The sequence below is a fragment of the Arthrobacter sp. CDRTa11 genome, from assembly GCF_026427775.1.
Classification (GTDB): domain Bacteria; phylum Actinomycetota; class Actinomycetes; order Actinomycetales; family Micrococcaceae; genus Arthrobacter.
In genome coordinates this window covers 900,554-920,530 of record NZ_CP044532.1, presented here as the reverse complement: position 1 = coordinate 920,530, position 19,977 = coordinate 900,554, and the positions used below count along the sequence as shown (strand labels likewise).

Annotated in this window: 17 protein-coding genes, 2 tRNA genes and 1 pseudogene; 7 read left to right on the top strand and 13 right to left on the bottom strand. The window is 64.3% G+C overall.

All coding sequences use genetic code 11. From position 1 onward, the window contains the following. Positions 1–110 precede the first annotated feature (110 nt). From tmk to F8G81_RS04290, 6 genes are all read left to right on the top strand, one after another. On the top strand, positions 111–767 hold the full coding sequence (tmk, locus tag F8G81_RS04315; RefSeq protein WP_267277788.1) for a dTMP kinase: 657 nt from the start codon (positions 111–113) through the stop codon (positions 765–767). Continuing rightward, positions 764–1,906 carry a DNA polymerase III subunit delta' gene (locus F8G81_RS04310; protein ID WP_267277787.1) on the top strand — a complete coding sequence of 381 codons (1,143 nt, stop codon included), beginning with the start codon at positions 764–766 and terminating at the stop codon, positions 1,904–1,906. Before tmk ends, F8G81_RS04310 begins: the two co-directional genes overlap by 4 nt. Before the next feature lie 22 nt (positions 1,907–1,928). Further along, the gene (locus F8G81_RS04305; RefSeq protein ID WP_267277786.1) at positions 1,929–3,494 is read left to right on the top strand and encodes an alpha/beta hydrolase; all 1,566 of its coding nucleotides are present in this window, start codon (positions 1,929–1,931) and stop codon (positions 3,492–3,494) included. 94 nt (positions 3,495–3,588) lie between these two features. Continuing rightward, positions 3,589–3,661: transfer RNA gene (locus F8G81_RS04300), tRNA-Thr, on the top strand. A 118-nt stretch (positions 3,662–3,779) separates the two neighbouring features. Continuing rightward, complete coding sequence (locus F8G81_RS04295; RefSeq protein ID WP_267277785.1) at positions 3,780–4,745, top strand: hypothetical protein; 966 nt, start codon at positions 3,780–3,782, stop codon at positions 4,743–4,745. Between the two features lie 176 nt (positions 4,746–4,921). Next, entirely contained in the window at positions 4,922–5,107 is a 186-nt protein-coding gene (locus tag F8G81_RS04290; RefSeq protein WP_267277784.1) for a hypothetical protein, read from the top strand. A 67-nt stretch (positions 5,108–5,174) separates the two neighbouring features. Here the strand turns inward: F8G81_RS04290 and F8G81_RS04285 are convergent, their stop codons facing one another. The 9 genes and pseudogenes from F8G81_RS04285 to F8G81_RS04245 form a co-directional block, all read right to left on the bottom strand. Beyond that, on the bottom strand, positions 5,175–6,020 hold the full coding sequence (locus tag F8G81_RS04285; RefSeq protein WP_267277783.1) for an aldo/keto reductase: 846 nt from the start codon (positions 6,018–6,020) through the stop codon (positions 5,175–5,177). Positions 6,021–6,095: 75 nt separating this feature from the next. Beyond that, entirely contained in the window at positions 6,096–6,557 is a 462-nt protein-coding gene (locus F8G81_RS04280) for a hypothetical protein (protein WP_267277782.1), read from the bottom strand. 6 nt (positions 6,558–6,563) lie between these two features. Beyond that, positions 6,564–7,190, bottom strand: a complete 627-nt coding sequence (locus tag F8G81_RS04275; protein WP_267277781.1) for a bacterial proteasome activator family protein — start codon at positions 7,188–7,190, stop codon at positions 6,564–6,566. 64 nt (positions 7,191–7,254) lie between these two features. Further along, positions 7,255–7,458 carry a YbdD/YjiX family protein gene (locus tag F8G81_RS04270; protein WP_267277780.1) on the bottom strand — a complete coding sequence of 68 codons (204 nt, stop codon included), beginning with the start codon at positions 7,456–7,458 and terminating at the stop codon, positions 7,255–7,257. Continuing rightward, positions 7,458–9,757, bottom strand: a pseudogene (locus tag F8G81_RS04265) (carbon starvation CstA family protein). The gene F8G81_RS04270 and the pseudogene F8G81_RS04265 overlap by 1 nt, the downstream one beginning before the upstream one ends. A 172-nt stretch (positions 9,758–9,929) precedes the next feature. Then, positions 9,930–12,806 carry a hypothetical protein gene (locus F8G81_RS04260; RefSeq protein WP_267277779.1) on the bottom strand — a complete coding sequence of 959 codons (2,877 nt, stop codon included), beginning with the start codon at positions 12,804–12,806 and terminating at the stop codon, positions 9,930–9,932. Position 12,807: 1 nt separating this feature from the next. Next, the gene (locus F8G81_RS04255; RefSeq protein ID WP_267277778.1) at positions 12,808–13,545 is read right to left on the bottom strand and encodes an ABC transporter ATP-binding protein; all 738 of its coding nucleotides are present in this window, start codon (positions 13,543–13,545) and stop codon (positions 12,808–12,810) included. Beyond that, positions 13,542–14,150, bottom strand: coding sequence for a PadR family transcriptional regulator (locus F8G81_RS04250; RefSeq protein WP_267277777.1), 609 nt, complete (start codon positions 14,148–14,150; stop codon positions 13,542–13,544). The genes F8G81_RS04255 and F8G81_RS04250 overlap by 4 nt, the downstream gene beginning before the upstream one ends. A 117-nt stretch (positions 14,151–14,267) precedes the next feature. Continuing rightward, a complete protein-coding gene (locus F8G81_RS04245; protein WP_267277776.1) occupies positions 14,268–15,251 on the bottom strand; it encodes an NAD(P)H-quinone oxidoreductase in 984 nt (327 codons plus the stop codon). 106 nt (positions 15,252–15,357) lie between these two features. Here F8G81_RS04245 and F8G81_RS04240 point away from each other — a divergent pair. Further along, positions 15,358–15,445, top strand: a tRNA-Ser gene (locus F8G81_RS04240). A 498-nt stretch (positions 15,446–15,943) separates the two neighbouring features. Here F8G81_RS04240 and F8G81_RS04235 read toward each other — a convergent pair. The 4 genes from F8G81_RS04235 to F8G81_RS04220 are packed head-to-tail and all read right to left on the bottom strand — an operon-like array spanning position 15,944 to position 19,812. Beyond that, entirely contained in the window at positions 15,944–16,897 is a 954-nt protein-coding gene (locus tag F8G81_RS04235; protein ID WP_267277775.1) for a TauD/TfdA dioxygenase family protein, read from the bottom strand. A gap of 34 nt (positions 16,898–16,931) precedes the next feature. Beyond that, a complete protein-coding gene (locus F8G81_RS04230) occupies positions 16,932–17,855 on the bottom strand; it encodes an ABC transporter permease (protein ID WP_267277774.1) in 924 nt (307 codons plus the stop codon). After that, on the bottom strand, positions 17,855–18,733 hold the full coding sequence (locus tag F8G81_RS04225) for an ABC transporter ATP-binding protein (RefSeq protein WP_267277773.1): 879 nt from the start codon (positions 18,731–18,733) through the stop codon (positions 17,855–17,857). Before F8G81_RS04225 ends, F8G81_RS04230 begins: the two co-directional genes overlap by 1 nt. A gap of 2 nt (positions 18,734–18,735) precedes the next feature. Then, on the bottom strand, positions 18,736–19,812 hold the full coding sequence (locus F8G81_RS04220; RefSeq protein ID WP_267277772.1) for an ABC transporter substrate-binding protein: 1,077 nt from the start codon (positions 19,810–19,812) through the stop codon (positions 18,736–18,738). Positions 19,813–19,977 lie beyond the last annotated feature (165 nt).

The window sequence follows — 19,977 nt, the reverse complement described above, 5'->3', positions numbered from 1 at the left end:
TACTTTGGAGCCTGCTGCCGTCCGAAAGGAGTCACCGACCGGGTGGTATGCGCCGTGTGGCGGCCGGTTAGCCCGCCACTGGATGAATGTCCGAACGGTAGGCTTGTTCAGTGACTAACCAGACCCCCGGATTCTTCATCGCGTTTGAAGGCGGCGACGGCGCCGGCAAGTCCACGCAGGCAGCCCGGCTGGCCGAGGCGCTGGAATCCCGGGGCCTGAAGGTTTTACGAACGCGCGAGCCGGGGGGAACACCCGTTGGCGAGAAGCTGCGCTCCCTTGTTTTGGACCATGGCAATGGCCACATCGATGCCCACACGGAGGCGCTCATCTTCGCGGCCTCCCGCGCTGCCCACGCCAGCCAGGTCATCCGCCCTGCCTTGGAGCGGGGTGAAATCGTCCTCACCGACCGCTATATCGACTCCTCGGTGGCCTACCAGGGTGCTGGCCGGGATCTGGGCACCGACGCCGTGCGCTCGATCAACGAATGGGCCACCAGCGGTCTGCAGCCTGATCTGACCGTGCTGCTTGATGTGGATCCTGGTGTTGGACGGCGCCGCAGGACGGCAGGGGACGCCGCCGAAGACCGCCTTGAATCCGAGGCCGACGAATTCCACACGCGCATCCGGAACGCCTTCCTCGAGTTGGCGGCCCTCCACCCGGACGCCTACCTTGTCCTGCCGGCGCATTTGCCCGTGACCGACCTCGCCGCACAGATCCTGGCCAGGGTGGACGGGCTGCTGACTTCTGCCGGACGTGGTGCTGCGTGACCGTCTGGGACGATCTCCAGGGCCAGCCGGCCGTCGTCGAACAGCTCCGCCAGGCCTCCCTTGGCGAGGGCCTGACCCACGCTTGGCTGTTCACCGGCCCTCCCGGTTCTGGACGTTCCAACGCGGCCAAAGCCTTCGCGGCTGCCCTGAACTGCGACCAGGACGATGTCAGCCTCCGTGGCTGCGGTGAGTGCTCCGCCTGCCACACCATCCTTGGCGAGACTCATTCAGATGTCACCTTTGTCCGCACTGAGAAGGTCACCATCACCATTGACGAAGCCCGCGATCTGGTGTCAACAGCAGGAAACAGGCCCTCGTCCGGACGGTGGCGGATCATCGTGGTTGAGGACGCGGACAGGATGGCTGAACGCACCACCAATGTTCTGCTCAAGGCCATCGAGGAGCCCACGCCGCGCACCATTTGGATGCTTTGTGCGCCGTCGCCGGCGGATGTCCTGGTGACCATCAGGTCACGCTGCCGTGCCGTAGCCCTTCGCCTGCCGCCTGCGGCCGACGTCGCCGCCTTGCTGGTCAAGCGGGACGGTGTGGACCCCGCCCTTGCCGAACGGGCAGCCCGGGCTGCCCAGAGCCACGTGGGGATCGCCCGCCGCCTTGCCCGGGATCCCGAGGCACGGGAGCGCCGGCTCGAAACAGTGCGGTTCCCGCTGGCGTTGCGCGGCGTCACGGCGGCGGTCATGATGGCGGACAAGCTGGTCAAAATCGCCACCGCCGAGGCCAACAGCTCCAACGAAGAGCGCGACGCCGCGGAGAAGGCCGCGCTCCTGGCCACACTGGGCGCCCCCGAATCAGGGACACTGCCACCGTCCATGCGGAGCCAGGTCAGGCAGCTCGAAGAGGACCAGAAGCGGCGGGCCAAACGCTCCATCACGGATTCCCTGGACAGGACACTGACGGACCTGCTGTCCTTCTACCGGGATGTGCTGATTATCCAACTCGGGAATGCTGTGGAGCTGGTAAACGTTGAGCTCAGGGGTGAACTGGAGGAGTTCGCCGGACGCTCCACGCCCGAAACCACCCTCGCCCGCATGGATGCCGTCAACAAGGCCCGCCAACGCATCACCACCACCAACGTCGCACCGCTGTTGACTATTGAGTCCATGGCAGCCAGCCTGATCTAGCCCTTACCAAGGAGACCTCACGATGACTGCTCGCCCCCTGCCCGCACGCTCCCGATCCCTGGGGAAGCGACTGCGGACCGCCGGCGCCCTGGTTTTGGCCCTGCTGCTTGCCTCCTGCAGCCTGATCGGCGGGGGTAACCAGGACAAAGGACCGTCAACCGCCAAGGCGGATCCTTCGATCGTGGCGTCGGCTCCGAATGGGCTGGCTGATTTCTATTCGCAGGAAGTGGTGTGGGAGCCGTGCGAAAAGGAGTTCCAGTGCGCCAAGGTCACCGTGCCGATGGACTATGACAACCCCGACGGCGACACCATCCAGATCGCGGCCCTGAAGGTTGCAAGCACGGGCAAGAAGACCGGGAGCCTGCTGGTGAATCCCGGCGGGCCCGGCGCCTCCGGCTACGACTACGTCAAGGATGCCGCGGCCACCAGCTTTTCCGAATCCGTGCGGGCCAACTATGACCTGGTGGGATTCGATCCCCGGGGTGTTGAGCGCTCCTCCCCGGTGAAATGCATGACTGACGCCGAGCGCGATGCGTCACGGGCGAAGATCTACGCCCTCGATACCGATTCCGGCCTGCAGGCAGCCCTCGCGGACAACAAGGCGATCGCGGCCAAGTGCGCGGAACAAACCGGCCCCTCCATGGGACACATCGACACCGTGAGCTCGGCCAAGGACATGGACATCCTTCGTGCTGTCCTGAACGACAGCAAGCTCAACTATCTTGGCTACTCCTACGGAACCTTCCTGGGATCAACCTATGCATCGCTGTTTCCGGACAACGTGGGCCGTATGGTCCTGGACGGAGCCCTGGACCCCTCCATCAGCTATGAGGAGGTGACCAGCGGCCAGGCCCGGGCCTTCGAAAAGGCCATCAGGTCCTACGTTGAAGACTGTATGCAGGAAGACGGCTGTCCCTTCAGCGGAAGCCCTGACAGCGGGGTCCAGCAAATCCGCGACCTCATCAATTCTGTCCAGGAGACACCACGCACCGCCAAGGACGGGCGCCTGGTCACCGCGAATATTTTTGTCAGCGGACTCATCACCCCGCTCTACAACGACCAGAGCTGGCCCGCCCTGACCCAGGCGCTGGAGGCTGCCATGACGGGCGATATGAGCCTGATGCTCCGCCTGGCCGACGTTGGCGCCGACCGTTCCCCCAACGGAACCTACTCGTCCAACACCACGTTCGCTTTCAACGCGATCAACTGCCTGGATTACCCCATGGTCACCGATACTGCGGGCATGCGGGCAGACGACCAGCGATTGCGCGAGGACTCCCCTACCTTGGGGTACTTCTTCGCCTATGGCGGGACCTCGTGTGTTGACTGGCCCTACCGGAGCGTCCGGACCCCCGCGCCTGTGGATTACACCGGCGAGTCCCCCATTGTTGTTATCGGCACCACCGGCGATCCTGCAACGCCAGTGGAATGGGCCGCTTCCCTGCGGAAGCAGCTGGAGAATGCGTCATTGCTGACCTGGGAGGGCGAAGGCCACACAGCTTATGGCAGGTCCAACAGCTGCATTGGGGATGCCGTGGATGCCTACCTCGTCGAGGGCAAGGTACCCGCGGACAACACCGTCTGCTAAGCACAGTCGGGCGTCCATTTTGACCCGGGTGCAGGGACTCTATTACAGTTGACTCTTGCATGAAGCGCCCGGTTCTTCCGGGCGAACGTGCGGTGCTTCCTTAGCTCAGTCGGTAGAGCGTTTCACTCGTAATGAAAAGGTCATCAGTTCGATTCTGATAGGAAGCTCGGGATAAACCCCCTGGAAATCAAGGTTTCTAGGGGGTTTTTCGCTGGTTAAGCTGCGCCCATCGAGTCGGGGGCAGAGCGCCCTGCGGGAAGCAGCCTACAGCCTATGATGGCGTGCATGGATGACGAGGCCCTGGCTAAGATCGCGAACAGGCTGTACGCCTTGCCCGTCGACGAATTCATCGCCGCCCGCACAGCCGCAGCCAAGGACGCCGCCGGTTCCGGGAACGAGCTACCGGCCGCTGTGCGCGCTTTGCCCAAGCCTTCTGTGGCAGCGTGGGCCGTCAACATGCTGGCCGTGCATCAGCCCGAGGTCCTTGATGAGCTGGCAGAACTTGGCGAGCGGATGCGCGCAGCGCAGTCGTCCCTGGATGCGGCTGCCCTCCGGGAACTGGGCAGGGAGCGACGCAAAATGCTCGCCGCCGCCGTCCAGACGGCCGGCTCGGTGGCTGAACAGCAGGGACGCAGCATCAGCGCCACCATAGCGTCCGACGTCGAGCGGACGCTGCAGGCCGTGACAGCAGACGAAGGTGCTGCGGCGGCGGTCCGGAGTGGACGGCTGCTGCAGGCACTGTCCGCCGACGGCGTGGATACGGTTGAGCTTGACGGTGTGGTGGCTGTCCCCGGGGCTGTGTCCGTTCAGCGTTCTGCCCGACCTCCAGTTGCGCCGGGCAAAGCCCCGGCCACTAAGCCACGAACGACGGCGGAAGCCGCCCCCCGCCGCCAGGCAGAGAAGCCACGGCTGCAGGCGGTCCGGCAGACACCGCGGCCGTCGTCGCCATCGGCCCTGGAAAAGGCCAAAGCAGCTCTTGCCGAGGCAAACGCTGCTGCGGATGAGGCTGCGCGGCTGGCACAGGAACGCCAGAACGAGTCCGAGAAGGACCGGGCGGAGGTTTCCCGGCTGACGGAGGAGACACAGGAGCTCAGGGCGAGACTCAAGGCCTCCGAGGAGCAGCTGGATAGGGCCCGGAAGCGGCTGGACGCAACCGCCGCCGAAGCGAAGCAGCTGGCCAGGGCGGCCGACAAAGTGCAGCGCTCGGCCGTGCTGGCGCGGGAACGGGTGCTCCGCCTGGCCGGTGAGTGAGGCGGCGAAGCGAAACATACAGGCAATCAAAGCGCCCCGGTCAGCCTGAAGCAGGCAACAGTTCCGCGGGACATGGCGGACTTCTTCAGCGCGGGTCGCCGGCGGGCCGGCACCTCGCAGCGACACGCGGAACTGCTTCCCCCGATAATGTCAGACCCCGGTTGCACACTGGATTTATGGAAAATCAACTCGTACAGGAATTTCACGTCACGTACTTCGACGCCGATTGCGGCCGGATCCTGGCGGAAACCTTTGACACCCTTGAAGAGGCGGAGCGCTTCGCCAGCCGGAACTGCACAGGCGAGGATTCGTGGGCTGTTGTTGACGCGGTCGCCGTTGAGCAGATCCGGCTCGCTGCATAGGTGCACGCCGTCTTAACAGACCCGCACGCCCTGCCGGTTGCAGGACGTGCGGGTCTGTCAGCCGGATCTAGGCGAAGTCTGAAACGGCGGGATCGGGGCCGATGCGGCCCCCGCCAGCTGCAGTGCGGTCCAGGCGGTTAATCGCCTGGACATCATCTTCGTCGAATGTGATGTCCAGGGCTGCGTAGTTTTCCTGGATCCTGGACTCCGTGACTGATTTCGGAATCACCACATTGCCGATGGCCAGGTGCCAGGCGATAACCACCTGGGCCGGGGTGGCATGGTGCTTGGCTGCAACGGCAGCCACGGCGGGGTCCTCCAGAAGAGCTCCACCCTGGCCGAGGGGTGACCAGGCCTGGGTCAGGATGCCCTTCTCCCTGCCGAAGTCCCGCAGTTCCTGCTGGCTGAAGTACGGGTGCAGTTCGATCTGGTGGATGGCCGGAACCACGCCGGTTTCATCGATGAGCCGCTGAATCCCCTTGGCCGTGAAGTTCGAAACCCCGATGGACTTCACGCGTCCACGCTTTTGGAGCTCAATCAGTGCCCTCCACGTGTCAACATACTTGTCCTGCTGAGGCTGCATCCAGTGGATGAGGTACAGATCCAGTTTTTCCAGGCCCAACCTGTCCAGTGATTCCTCGAAGGCCGCCAGCGTGGGTTCGTAGCCCTGATCGGCATTCCAGAGCTTGGTGGTGATGAAAATTTCGTCCGGCGTCAGGCCCGAACCCGCGATGGCACGGCCAACGCCTGCCTCGTTGCCGTAGATCCTGGCGGTGTCGATGTGGCGGAAGCCCGCTTCGAAGGCCTGGCGGACCACCTTTTCCGCAACGCCGTCCTCAACCTGCCACACACCGTACCCGAGCTGGGGAATGGTGTGGCCGTCATTAAAAGTCAGTGTGGGTGAAAGAGTCATCCAGTCATCCTGCCAAAGGAGCTGGGCAGCCTGAAGTGAAACGCCCCGGATCAGCCAGACGCTTAACCGGGAATACTAGCCCGGCTGGCCTGCGGCATCCTCGGCCAGCCGTCTTTCGGCGTCGGCCACCTGCTCAAACACTGATTCGGCGCGGCGCCGCACGGACGCGGCGCCTACCGGTACCGGTCCAACAGCCAGCCGCAGCATGGCCGCTGCCTCAGCCGTGGTGGCCAGGGAGTTGCCGGCCTTGGAAAGGGATCGGTGCACTCCGGCCAGAGGGCCGGGGATGTCCAGGCCATCGCTGGGCGACCGTCGCTGGGCTTCCAGGCAGACAACCCTGACCCGGTCCAGGAGCCCGGCCAGTTCATTGGCCACCTCAACGAGTTCGCCATACAGCTGGTCATCCTCGACGCCTTCCAGGACCTGGTGGTAACGGTCCAGGCCACGGTGGAAGCGGTCGTGGGCGCGGCGCCACAGACCCTTGCCGAGTTCGGCGTCGTCCTTGCGCCCTTGGCGGGCGGCGGTAAAGAAGCCCAAGCGGAACTACAGGTACTGGCCGGGACCGTGGTCCGGATCCTCCGGCCTGCCCGGCTTCGACGGAGCCGGGCGCGGCTGGCCCGCCTGCGCCCGCTGCGGCTCGCCGTTTTCGCCGATGACCACACCCGGAGCAATCATGGTGCCCGGCGGGAGCTGCCGGAGCTGCAGTTGCGCGGCGGCATGCTCGCGGGCGGCGTGCTGTGCCGCAATGGCGGTCTGAATGCCGTGGAACAGCCCCTCCAGCCAACCGACCAGCTGAGCCTGCGCGATGCGCAGCTCAGCATCGGACGGAGTGGCGTCGTCCGGGAAAGGCAGGCTGATGCGGTCCAGTTCTTCCACCAGCTCCGGCGCCAGCCCGTCCTCGAGCTCCTTGATGGACCGCTCGTGGATCTCGGCCAGGCGTCCGCGCGCGGCATCGTCCAGCGGAGCGGCCTTAACCTCCTCCAACAGCTGGCGGATCATGGTGCCAATCCGCATAACTTTGGCAGGTTCATCCACCAGGTCCTGCAGGTTGCTGCCCTTGGATCTGTTTCCGTTCGCCGGAATGGGCCCAACCGGCGCGGGCTGTTGCCCGTCGAGGGTCTTGCCCTCTACCGGGACCTCGTCTTGCTGAGTGTCTTTCGGATCGCTCATGGGTTCATACTCTCACGTGCCGGCGGCTCACTGGACAGTCCGGTGACACTCCGTAACCAAACCATCAGCAGCATCTCCCTTGCGGGTTGCTGTCCTGCCTGTCCGTCCTGTCCCGCCAGAATTCGCGCTCACCCATTGGCAGCGCCTCATGTCCTGCGGTTCGGTGGTGCTCGACGTACTTTGCGTAGGCGTCCGCGCCCAGGACCGCGCTGAGGTACCTGGCGAATCCGCGGAATGCCGACGTGATCGAAGCCAGTCCCGAACGCATCAGTGGTGCCCGGCTTTTTCGAACCGCAACTCAGCCGGCAGTTTGTTCCATTCGGCCATCAGCTCCCGTTCGGCAGGGGAAGCGATGAGTCCCGCCGGCGCGAAGACCCGGGAGGGACGGGCCTCGTCTTCGTGGTCCCGGTTGGCGGTCCCCGCAGCGGTGTTGCGGTAGGCCTTCACAGTGGCCAGCACTGCCGTGGCGATAACGATGATGCTCAGCGTGACGAAGATGACGGAAAGCCAGCCCTGGATCATGGTGTTGCGCACCACGGCCTCCATGGCTGCAACGGTCTTGGCCGTGCCGAATTCGGTTTTACCATCGGCAAGGGCCTTGGAGAAGGCGGCGTTGTTGGCGAAATAGCCCACTGCCGGCACCGGCGAGAAGATCTTGTGGAAGCTGGCCGTGATGGTGACCACCGCCGCGAAGGCCAGCGGCAGGGCAACAATCCAGAGGTACTTGTATGCACCGCGTTTCGCCGCAATGGCCATGCAGACCGCAAGGGCGATGGCGGCAAGCAACTGGTTGGCGATGCCGAACAGCGGGAACAGGGTATTGATGCCGCCAAGCGGATCTGTCACCCCCATCAGCAGTACTGCGCCCCAGGCCCCCACCATCACTGCAGTGCACAGCCAGGCTCCCGGCCGCCAGGAGGCTTCCTTGAACTTGGGGACAAAGTTGCCGATGGAGTCCTGAAGCATAAACCGCGCAACCCGGGTGCCGGCGTCGACCGCGGTGAGGATGAACAGCGCCTCGAACATGATGGCGAAGTGGTACCAGAAAGCCATCATGGCGGTGCCACCGATGAACTGCTGCATGATGTGCGCCAGACCCACGGCCAGTGTCGGGGCGCCCCCTGTCCGGGAGACAATGCTTTCTTCGCCGACGTTGGCTGCTGTCTGGGCCAGGAAATCAGGTGTGAGGTTCACCCCGGCGAGCCCGAGGCTGTTGACCCAGGCTGCAGCCGTCTCCACGGTTCCGCCGGTGAGGGCGGCCGGCGAGTTCATGGCGAAGTACAGGCCGCGGTCGATGGAGATGCCCGCCACGAGCGCCATGATGGCCACAAAGGACTCCATCAGCATGCCGCCGTAGCCGATGAAGCGGGTCTGGCGTTCCTTTTCGATGAGTTTGGGCGTGGTGCCGGAGGAAATGAGGGCATGGAAACCGGACAGCGCTCCACAGGCGATGGTCACGAACAGGAACGGGAACAGGGCGCCGGAGAAGACCGGCCCATTGTCGCGGCCGGCGAACTCGCTGAACGCGGGGACGGTGATTTCGGGACGGACCACCACGATGGCAAGTGCCAGCATCACGATCACGCCGATCTTCATGAATGTGGAGAGGTAGTCGCGGGGAGCCAGCAGGAGCCAGACGGGAAGGATCGCCGCGATGAAGCCGTACACGATCAGGCCCCACGCGATGGTGACCTTGTCCAGGTGGAAGAACGCGGCACCCCATTCGGTACCCGCAACGGCGCCGCCGCCGATGATTGCGGCCATCAGCAGCAGGAAGCCGATCAGGGAAACCTCCATGACCTTGCCGGGCCTGAGGAACCTGAGGTAGACCCCCATGAACAGGGCAATCGGGATGGTCATGCCAACGGAGAAGACTCCCCAGGGGCTTTCACCGAGGGCATTGACGACGACGAGGGCAAGGATCGCGACGATGATCACCATGATGAGCAACGTGGCCACCAGCGCTGCGGTGCCGCCGATGACGCCAAGTTCCTCGCGGGCCATCTGGCCCAGGGAACGGCCGCCGCGGCGCATGGAGAAGAACATCACCAGGTAGTCCTGGACGGCGCCTGCAAACACCACACCGATGATGATCCAGATGGTGCCCGGAAGGTAACCCATCTGTGCTGCAATGACCGGTCCCACCAGGGGTCCGGCGCCGGCGATGGCCGCGAAGTGATGGCCAAACAGGACGTTGCGGTCCGTCCGGACGTAGTCCTTGCCGTCGGCCTTGTACTCCGCCGGTGTGGCACGCCGGTCATCGGGCTTGAGCAGGAACTTCTCAATGACCTTGGAGTAGAACCGGTAGCCGATGAGAAGGTGCAGACGGAGGCGAAGACAAACCAGATGGCGTTGACCGTTTCACCGCGGATAATGGCCAGCATGAACCAGGCCACGCCGCCCAGGAGTGCGATTGCGGACCAGAGTGCGATCTTGGCTGGCGTCCACTTCTTCTCTTCCGCCTCACGGACGGCCTCGTCCACGGCGGTGGGAGGAAGGTCCGGATCTGCGGTCAAAGATCCGCCCCGACGCGTTGAATCTACAGCTTCACCAGGCATTCCGGCCATGTCTCCTCCTTGAGAGTTCCTGCTCCAGTTGCTCAGAAGGCACCCTACCAACGCAGGGGCGCCGCACGTCCGGATTCAGCTGGCGTGGCGCGCCCGCAGCGCTGAGCGGCGCGCCCGCAGCGGTAAGCGGCAGGAAGGTGGCGGCGAGCGGCAGGCGGGTGGGGGCGAGCGGTCAGGTTCCCAGGCCGCGGCGGGACATCGGCAGGCGTGCCCGGGTGAATATCCAGGCCAAAGCCGAGCCGGTGAGAGGCACAATAATCACCAGCGCCAGCAGCTGCAGCCACGGGACAACCGCGTCTGCACCCAGTCCTGTGGCCCGTCCCGAGGCATGGACAATAATGACCGCCGGGGCTACACCGGCAAGGCAGCCCAGGAAGGACCCCAGACCACCCGTCATCAGGGCCTGGGCTCCGGCCAGTGCTTTCCGCAGCCTGGGCGCCGCGCCGACTCCGGCAAGGGTCATATGGTCACTGCGCGAGTCGGCAAGCGACAGCCCCGTGGTGATGCCGGCAGCACTGAGCGTGATCAGCGCACTGATCCCCACGATGGACCAGATGACCCAGGAAGAATCCCGGTCCACCCCCGGCTCAACGTAAATCCCAATTGGGGTACTTCCGAAGAAACCGGCAGCGGTTGACGCCAACAGGTCCTGCTCCGCCGGGCTGGGATAGGCGCTGAACTGGACCAGCAGGGAAGATTCCGTGAGCCGGATGCCCGCGGATTTGGCGGCGGCCGGTGAGATGACGCCGAAGTATGGAACCGGAACCTCGGGAACCATCACGACGGCGGGCACCTCCGTTGACGTGACCACCTCGTAGCCGGCGTGCATCTGGGTCGTGGACACCTTGTCCCGACGCATATCGGCCCCTTCCACGACTGCGCGTCCGTCCTGCACAAAGACGGGATTGGTCACCACCATGCCGCCGTTGCTGAGCGCCTCCAGTGCCTCTGCGGAAGGCGCCGTTCCCAGCATGGCGCGGATCTCGGCCTCGCCGCCCACTGCCAGCGAGCCGCTGGAACTGAAGCCGATGGGGCGCATTGAGCCCTGGCAGCGCCAATCCCGCGGATCCTGGACCCTTTGGCCCTCGGTCAGGGCGCATTCGTTCCCTGCCGGCACTTTCAGCGAGTAGAGGAGGCAGTTGAAAGTGGGAGTAACGGGCGGAATGGAGAGATCAGCTTCAGGGCCCCTGGGACAGTTTGTGACCCGTGGCGTCTCCAGGACTTGCGTCCAGGACACCGTGCCTACGGCGTTCTTCAAAGCGCTGGTGAACTTGGCAGGATCCACGGCCACCGGTGCCGGGAGGGAGCCATCTGCCAAGGGCGGACCAGACTCATTCAAGGGCAACACCACCTGGTTTGGCAAAGCGTTCCACTGGTGGTTTTCCCGCTCCCGTGCCTCCTGACTGGCTGCAAGAACCATGGCGGCACTGGCCAGCGTGGCCGCCGCCAGCACTGCGGCCACGGCAGGAACAGTACGGCTGCGGTTGCGGGCGGAGTCCCGTGCAGCCATCCGCAACGGGAGCGGCAGCCTGCCGGTCCGGCTGGTCATCAGCGCCACCACGAATCCCGTCACAAGCACCAGTCCGGTCACCGCCAGCACGGCACCGGCGATCACGAGCCCTGTAATCAACGGCATTCTGTCGTTGAGCAGGTCGGGGTCGGCCGGGACGTCGGCCAGGGCGTTGCCGGAAAACAGCAGAACAGCGGACAGCAGCAGCATCCCTGCACCGATTCGCTGCGGCCATTTTCCCGTTGTCACCGGCGCCCGCCCGGACTTCAGAGCCCCCAGCACCGCCTGCCGTGACACCTGGCGGGCCGGCGCAAGCGCAGCGAGAATACAGGCCCCCAGTCCCATAAGCATGGCAGTGGCGGTCAAAAGGATATCCGGGTGGAAGCCTGCCAGCCGCTCGGAGCCGAGATAACGTACCCAGAACACCGCACCCGCAGCGCCCGCGAGGCCCAGCGCCGCCCCGGCAGCGACGGCAATGGTTCCCAGCCACAGGCCGGCCGCCATGACCACCGCCTGGACGGTGGGGGCCTCGGCGCCCGAAGCAGCCAAAAGCGCCAACTCGCGAATCTGACGTTTGGCTCCGACGGAGAAGGCTGCGCCGGCCAGCAATCCGACCTCCAGCAGGGCAAGGGCTCCAATGAAGCCGCCCGTGAGGTAGGCGGAATAGGGTGTGGCCTGCTCGTACTGCGGCGGCGAACCGTCCACACTGCGCTGATCCATAGGGGGCAGATTGAAGGCCACGGACCTTGAGAGTACGGACACTCCAACGGTGTTCGCCTCCCTGACCTGGGCCCAGGTCACAGGCTCGGGGCCCACCAGGTAGTACTTAGTCTGGCCACCGCGCCCGGACGGCAGGGGTGCGATTGCATCGTCCCCCTGACCCGGTTTCAGGAAGAGAATTTCGTTCCGGTCCGAGACCCCAAAGTCACGCAGGGTGCCGACGGCGGTAAAGGTACCCGCCGACGTCGTCAGGTTTTCCCCCAGTTCCATACCAAAGCGGTCCAGCAGACCCGGTGAAACGAGAGCTTCCGCGGCAGATTGCGGTGCCCTGCCGTTCAGCAGCTGGAATTTCCCTTCAAAGGCAGGGTTCAAGGCATCCACGGCCCTGCCCATCAGGGACACATCTGCGTCTCCGACCCTGGTGGTGAGGTCGAGCTGCGATTCCGTCAGGATCTTGTAGCCGGCAGGCAGGACGTCCTGGGGATCCGCGGCGACGAAGTCGGGATCGATGTCCTGGGGATTGGAGGCCACAATGTGGTCCATCAGGGGGTCCTGGACCATCGCGCTGTTCACCGCATTCAGTGACTGGAACCGCGCCTGCGTCTTCCCGAGCTGGTACTGGACCCGTTCGCCGGGAGTTTCCTGCATGCTCTGGACCAGAGTTGCGGCACCTGTCATGCCAGCCACGGGGAGCATGATCAGCAGGATGATCAGCAGCGAGCGGCCCTTGTGGCGGCTGATGTCGCGCCGCGCCATTCGGAGGGCGACGCGGAAGGAGTGCCGGCGCCCGCCGGGCACCGGTGTGAGTTCAAGCGCCACGTTAAAGCCCGGCTTGGGTCAGGAGCATCGTGGGATCGTGCATGGCGGCTGCCTGGTCCACGATCCGGCCGTCCCTCAGGAAAACCACCCGGTCCGCCCAGGCTGCATGCCTGGCCTCATGGGTCACCAGCATGACCGCCGCACCGGCATCGGCCCTTTGCCGCAGGACCTCCATCACACCGTGGCCGGTGGTGGAGTCCAGCGCCCCCGTGGGTTCGTCGGCGAGGATCAGGCGGCGATTGCCCACGATGGCGCGCGCAATGGCAACCCGCTGCTGCTGGCCACCGGACATCTCATCCATGAAACGATCGGCCAAGTCCGTAATCCCCACTTGGCGGAGGGCGTCAAGGGCCTGACGGTGCGCCTTCCTGGCCGCTGTCCCGTCCAATTCCAGGGGCAGCGCCACGTTCTCTGCCGCTGTCAGTGTGGGAACCAGGTTGAAGTCCTGGAAAACGTAGCCGACGGCGCGGCGGCGCAGCCGCGCGAGTTCATTGAGTCCCAGCCGGGCGAGTGGCGTTGATTCCACAAAGACACCGCCCGACGTCGGCTGGTCCAGTCCTCCAGCCAGCGCCAGCAGGGAGGACTTACCGGAGCCGGAAGGCCCCATCACCGCGACAAACTCGCCCGCGTTAATGGTGAGGTCTACGTCGCGGAGCGCGGCGACCGCCGTCGCTCCGTCACCGAAGGTCCTGCTGACCTTGGACAGCTCCAGGACCTGTTGTGGTCCCTGGACGCTCACCGGCGGTTGGTCGCGATGAGCGGGGCGGCCTCGTCCGCAGCTACCCCGTTGGACAGTTTCCGTGATGTTCCCTGCCCGGACTGGGCCTGCTGCACCATCCGCGCCTCACACAGGTCCAGCCATCGGACCTCAGCCTCAGTCTGGAAGATCAGCGAATCCAGCACCAGCAGCCAGGCGGTGTCGGCGGAACGCTGGTTTGCTGCGGTGTCCCGGCGGGCCTTGGTGTAGTCCTGCAGAGCCCGGATGGATGCGACTCTCTGGGCCTGGATGATTGCCTGCACGTCAACGCCGGGCAATGTGACGGCGAGCGCCAGCTTGATGGCGAGTTCGTTCCGCGGCGGGTTGTTACGCTCCACGGGGGCGGCAAACCAGCCCTGCACCTCGGCCTTGCCTGCACCGGTGATGCTGTAGACCACGTGGCCTTCGCCGTCGCCGCCGTCGTTGTTTACCAGGCCGTCGCGCTCCAGCCGGTCCAGCGTGGTGTAGACCTGACCGATGTTCAGGGGCCATGTGGCTCCGGTGCGGTTCTCGAACTCAACCCTGAGCTGGTAACCATAACGCGGCTGGTCCTGCAGCAGGGCGAGGAGGCTGTGACGGATGGACATAATGCTCCTAGCGGTAGCGTGTGCCGCGGCATGCACAGACCCCCAAAACCTGTGCATACCGCGTATGGAATGACACTAGCCCACTCTGGGACCGGAAGCAATACTGAGTATTTATGGCTAGAGAAGCAGCAGAATCTTGCCCACATGGTCGCCGCTGTCAAAGTACTCGTGGGCTGCACGAACCTGGTCCAGGGGGAAGGTCTTGGCCACCAGCGGCCGGATCCGTCCGTCCGTAATGAGCGGCCACACCGATTCCCGGACGGCACTCATGATGGCTCCCTTTTCCGCGACAGGGCGCGGCCGCAGCGCTGTTGCCACCACCGCCGCCCGCTTCTTCAGCAGCTGGCCGAGGTCCAGTTCGCCCTTGGCGCCGCCCTGCAGGCCGATCACGATCAGCCGCCCGTAGTCAGCCAGGGCGTCCACGTTCTGCTGGAGGTATTTGGCCCCCACAACATCCAGGATCACGTCAGCTCCCCTGCCGCCATTCTGCCGCCGCAGGCTTTCCGGGAAGTCTTCCTCCCTGTAATTGATGGCAATGTCGGCACCCAGGAAGGCCTTGGCGGTGCCGACTTTCTCGTCCGTCCCGGCAGTGGTTGCCACCGTTGCTCCGAACGCCTTGGCAAGCTGGATGGCCATGGTGCCAATGCCGCCCGTGGCGCCGTGGATCAGTACGGTTTCACCGGCCTGCAGCTGGGCCGTCATGATCAAATTCGAATACACGGTGGCAGCCACTTCCGGCAGGGAAGCTGCAGTCACCACGTCCACACCGTCCGGAATCCTGAGGACCTGTTCGGCCGGAACGGCGACCTGCTGCGCATAGCCGCCGCCGGCAAGCAGCGCCACTACTTTGTCACCCAGCGAGAAAGGCTTCGTGACACCCGGGCCGAACCCTGCGATCCTCCCCGACACTTCCAGCCCCGGCACCTCCGAGGAACCGGGCGGCGGCGGATAGAATCCCCTGCGCTGCTGCACATCCGCCCGGTTCAGTCCCGCAGCTACGACGTCGATGAGGACCTCGCCGTGCCCGGGAACCGGGGCGTCCACGTCGCGGACCTCCAGCACTTCCGGGCCGCCAGGTTCTGATATATAGACGGCTTTCATCGAACTCCCGTTTCTTGCTGATTCGTGCCCCAGAACCAGTGTGCACCGGATGCGCTCCAGGCTCTGTTTTGTTGCAGCCAACTGCCTATGAAACACTACTCGTTAGGGAAGGTTGTCCGAGCGGCCGAAGGAGCTAGTCTTGAAAACTAGTGTGCGGTAACCCCGTACCAAGAGTTCGAATCTCTTACCTTCCGCGTTAAGGCCGTCATTCAGCGGTCAGAGGGCCGGTTGAACCGCATCGCAAGATGCGATCAGCCGGCCTTTAGCGTTTGCCGGGCTGGCTCGCTGGGAAAACTTACGGAGCCGATTTGAAAAGTAAGCATACTGTCTATTACTCTGGTGTGAGTTCCTTCATACGTCCCCCAATGTGTGTAGTGACTGCAAGAAAAACCCCGCATAACTGACTCGTGCTGCGGGGTTTTTCGCTGTCCGCCGCCAACCCCGGTCTCAGCCCGGCCCGGCAGCATGAGGTGCATGAGTGAAGCACCGGACTTCCGCTACACCACTCTTGGGGCCGGTGACTCTGGCAGATCCCACTGGTGCGATGTTCAAGATTGTCGCCGGTACCGCTCGGGTAAGCGACGAGGCGTCTGGCTCGGGTACCTGAGCCGCTCCCGGAAACAAGAAGGTGCCCCTTCCCGCCTGTGTCCCAGGCCGGGAGGGGCACCTTCCTTTTTTGGAAGGGACCGCGTCTAGCCACCGACCACGGGTGTCTGGAGCAAGGACTCTACAATGACCGTCTCCGAGTAGGCGGAGGAGTCGCCCTGGATGGAGGTGCTGCTCCTGCCATCCACGCCCCTGGGAATGTCACCGGCGATGGTGACACGGTTCAGCTGGCGGGCCTGGCCGTCATAGTTGGCAGGTGCGTAATGCTGGGTGATGCGGTTATCAAAGAGCACCAGCTGGTCCGGCTCCCAGTTGACGCGGACCACGTTTTCGGGGCGGGTTACGTAGGCCTGCAGCAGGCGCAGGATATCCCTGGACTCGGTGTTGGACAGCCCCACGATCCTCAGCCGCTGGGCAAACCCGCCGATGAACAGACCCCGCTCCCCCGTCAGGGGATGGACCCGGACCACAGGATGGGCGGACTCGAAATGGATCCTGGTGAATTCCTTGCGCCGTTCGGCGGCGTTGGCGTGTTCCAGGTTCTTGGGCACCGAGTAGTCGTAGTCGTTTGTGTGGACAGCCCAGAGCGTGTCTGCGAAGTTCCGCAGTTCCTCCGGCAGATCCAGGTAGGCCCCGGCGGATGAGGCGATGAGGGTTTCCCCGCCATAGGCCGGCAGCGTGATGCTCCGCAAGGTGGAGGCCTGCGGCGGGTTCACCACAAAAGTGACGTCCGTATGCCAGTTGTTGGCGCTGCCGTTTTCGCTGTCCACGGGCAGTACGGCGGGCTTGCCATCCACGGATGCCACCGTCGGGTGCGCCTTGGTGAGCGGGCCGAAGCGGCTGGCGAACCGCACCTGTTCCTCATCGGTGCGGATGTTTGCCTCGCGGAAGACCAGTGCCTTATGGATATTGAGGGCTTCCCGGATCTGGGTGATGGTGCCTTCGCTGAGCTCCGCGCTGAGGTCCAGCCCGCGGATCTCAGCGCCAATGCGGGAACCCAGTTTGGTGAACTGAAGCTTGGTTTCGGTGATGACGGTCATTGTTGTTTCCTTTGCAGTTCAGACGGGAATGGATTCAGGATGTGGAGCCGACGGCGGTGCGCCAGCGGGAGAAGTGGCGTTCCAGTGCCACCAGCAGCACGTTCACCAGGAGTCCCAGCACCGAGACGGTGAGGATCCCTGCGTACATGTCCGGGATAAGGAAGCTCATTTGCGAATTGACGATCAGGTAACCCAGCCCGGCCTTGGCGCCCACCATTTCTGCGGCAATCAGCACCAGGATGGATGACGTGCCGGCCATCCTGATGCCGGTGAAGATGGTGGGGACGGCCGAGGGCAGGATGACCTTCTGGAAGAGCCGGAAGCTGTTCAGTCCCAGCGATTTGGCGGCCCTGATCAGCAGCGGGTCAACGGTCCGGACGCCAGCGATGGTGTTCAGCAGCACCGGGAAGAATGCCGCGTAGGCAACGATGGTGATTTTGGATTCCTCGCCGATGCCCAGCAGCAGCGTGAACACCGGAAGCAGGGCCAGGGTGGCGGTGTTCCGGAAGAGCTCCAGCAGCGGATTCAGGAAAGAATTCAACCAGCCGTACCAGGCGATGAGGAGCCCCAGCACCACGGCCGACACTACGGCGATGCTAAATCCCGACACGGAGCGGGTGAGGCTGGCCTGCAGGTGGCTCTGCAACTGGCCGGACTGCACCAGTTTGGCTCCTGCTGCCAGCACCTCGTGCAGCGGAGGCAGGAACACCCGGGTGGACGGACCTGCCAGGTACAGCGGCCCGACTTCCCACAGGGCCAGGAAGAGCAGGACAGCGAGGGACTTCCATCCCGCCCGGGCGGCGCGGCCAGCCAGCCGGGAAAGCCCCTCCCGGATTCTGTCCCGCCCGCCGGGACGCCCCTCGGCTCCGGCGGAACGGCCGACGGCGCGACGTTCCCCGGATCTCGTCGCTGCAACGGCTGTTGCCGGCACTTCTGGTTTGGTAATGACGGAAGTCATCAGGCCACGCTCCTCTCAAGCGGCAGTTCATCGGGGGCGGTCCCGTCCGGCAGGATTTTCCGGTGACCGGAGTCCTGCGCCAGCCGGACCTCGTCGTGCAGGAGGGACCAGACCTGGTGCCGGTGCTCCACAAACGCCGGATGGGAGCGGATGTCCGCGTCGCCGTCGCGGTCTGGGATGTCGATGTCCACAATTTCCTTCAGCCTGCCGGGCCGGGCGCTAAGCACCGCCACCCGCTGGCCGAGGTAGACGGCCTCATCGATGCCGTGGGTGATGAACACAATGGTTTTTCCTGTTGCTTTCCAGATGCGCAGGAGCTCGTCCTGGAGTTGCTCACGGGTCTGGGCGTCCAGGGCTGCAAACGGCTCATCCATCAGCAGAACGTCCGGCTCATAGGCGAGGCTTCTGGCAATTGCCACGCGCTGCTTCATGCCGCCGGAGAGTTCATGCGGATACCGGTCCTCAAAGCCGGCCAGGCCTACAAGGTCAAGGAATTCGCTGGCGATCCCGGCCCGCTGTTTCCTGGACAGGCCCTTGTTCTCCAAGCCAATGGACACGTTGGCTGATGCTGTGCGCCAAGGGAACAGCGCGTACTGCTGGAACACCACCGCCCGGTCCTGGCCTGGCCCTGACACTTCGTTTCCGTCCACCAGGACTTTGCCGGAGGTGGGGCGGGACAGGCCGGCCAGCAGGTCCAGGAGGGTTGTTTTTCCCGAACCGCTGGGGCCTACGAGGGTGAGGAATTCGCCGTCGGCCACATCCAAGCTGAGGTCATCCAGCGCTGTCAGGACACGCTGTCCACTGCTCCTGCCTTCGCCTTTGCCCTGACGGACTGCAAACTCCTTGGTCACATTCCGGAGGCTTATTTTGGGTGTCATGGCTATCCTTTCGAGGTTGGCGTAGCCGGCGTTGTTTCCAGCCCGTTGAACTCGTTGGTGTAGAGCTTGTTGGTGTCCAGCGGGCCGTTGATGATCCCCGCGGAACGGAGGTAGTCCTCCCAGCGGGTGAAGTCGCTGTCCTGAATGCGTCCGCCGGTGGACGCAACGCCCACACTCTTCCAGTACTTCAGGGTTTCGGTGCTCTCGTTGCGGCCCCGCTTGGTGATGATTTCCTCGAACTTGGCGATCACCTGCTCCGGCGGGGTGGTCCGCTCCCACTCAATGGCTTTTGCTACTCCCGTCACCAGGGTGCGGCTGGTTTCAGGGTTCTGGGCGATGAAGTCCTTCCGCAGGACATACTGGCCGGCGTCGAACGGTCCGCCGATCACGCCAACGTCAGTGAAGAGAGCACGGACGCCGCCCTCGGCAAGGGCCCGGTCCTGGAGCACACCGCCCAGGGTGCCAACGTCCACCTGCTTCTTGCGGAGGGCTACTTCGGTTTCGTTCGGCGGGACCACCACCAGCTGGACCTGCTTGATTTCTTCCGGTGTCAGGCCGCTGTTCTTCAGGTGCGTGGTGATGACTGCCTCGTGGTGGGCGCCCAGGGTGTTTACGGCGATCTTTTTGCCGATCAGGTCCCGGGCCGTTTTGATGGGACTTCCCTCTTCCACGTAGTACCCGGTGAAGGTGTCCTTGTCCTCCCCGTAGTAGTTGATGACAGCCTGCACGGGCGCCCCTGCCTCAATCAGCTTGATCACGGCGCCGGTGAAGGCTCCCCCAATGTCAGTCTGGTCAGTTGCCACCGATTGGATGCTTTGCGGGCCGCTGGTGGTATTGCTGACCCACTCCAGCTTCACGTCCTCCAGGTATCCGAGGTCCTCGGCCACCTCCAGCAGTGAGACGGTGTTGGGCGAACCCTGGTAGCGGACGGTCTTCACTTCCGTTCCCGCAGCACCGTCCGCGCCTTGCTGGGCTGTCGCCGGACCGCCACAACCTGACACCACCAGCGCGACGGCGATCGCTGCTGCCGCCCCTGCCATCCTGGCAGCCGTCCTGGCCGTTGTTGCGCCTGTAGACATGGCAGCCCTTACTCCATGGGAGGGAGCGGTTCCAATGGGCAAATGCGGGTGTTTCATGGCGGATTCTTTCTGCGCTTGAGGAGGTGGGTCCTGACCTGTGCGACCCTTCCGACCGGCTTGTGTCCACCATCAGAGCAGAGATCACCGGACGCCTGAAGCGGGCCA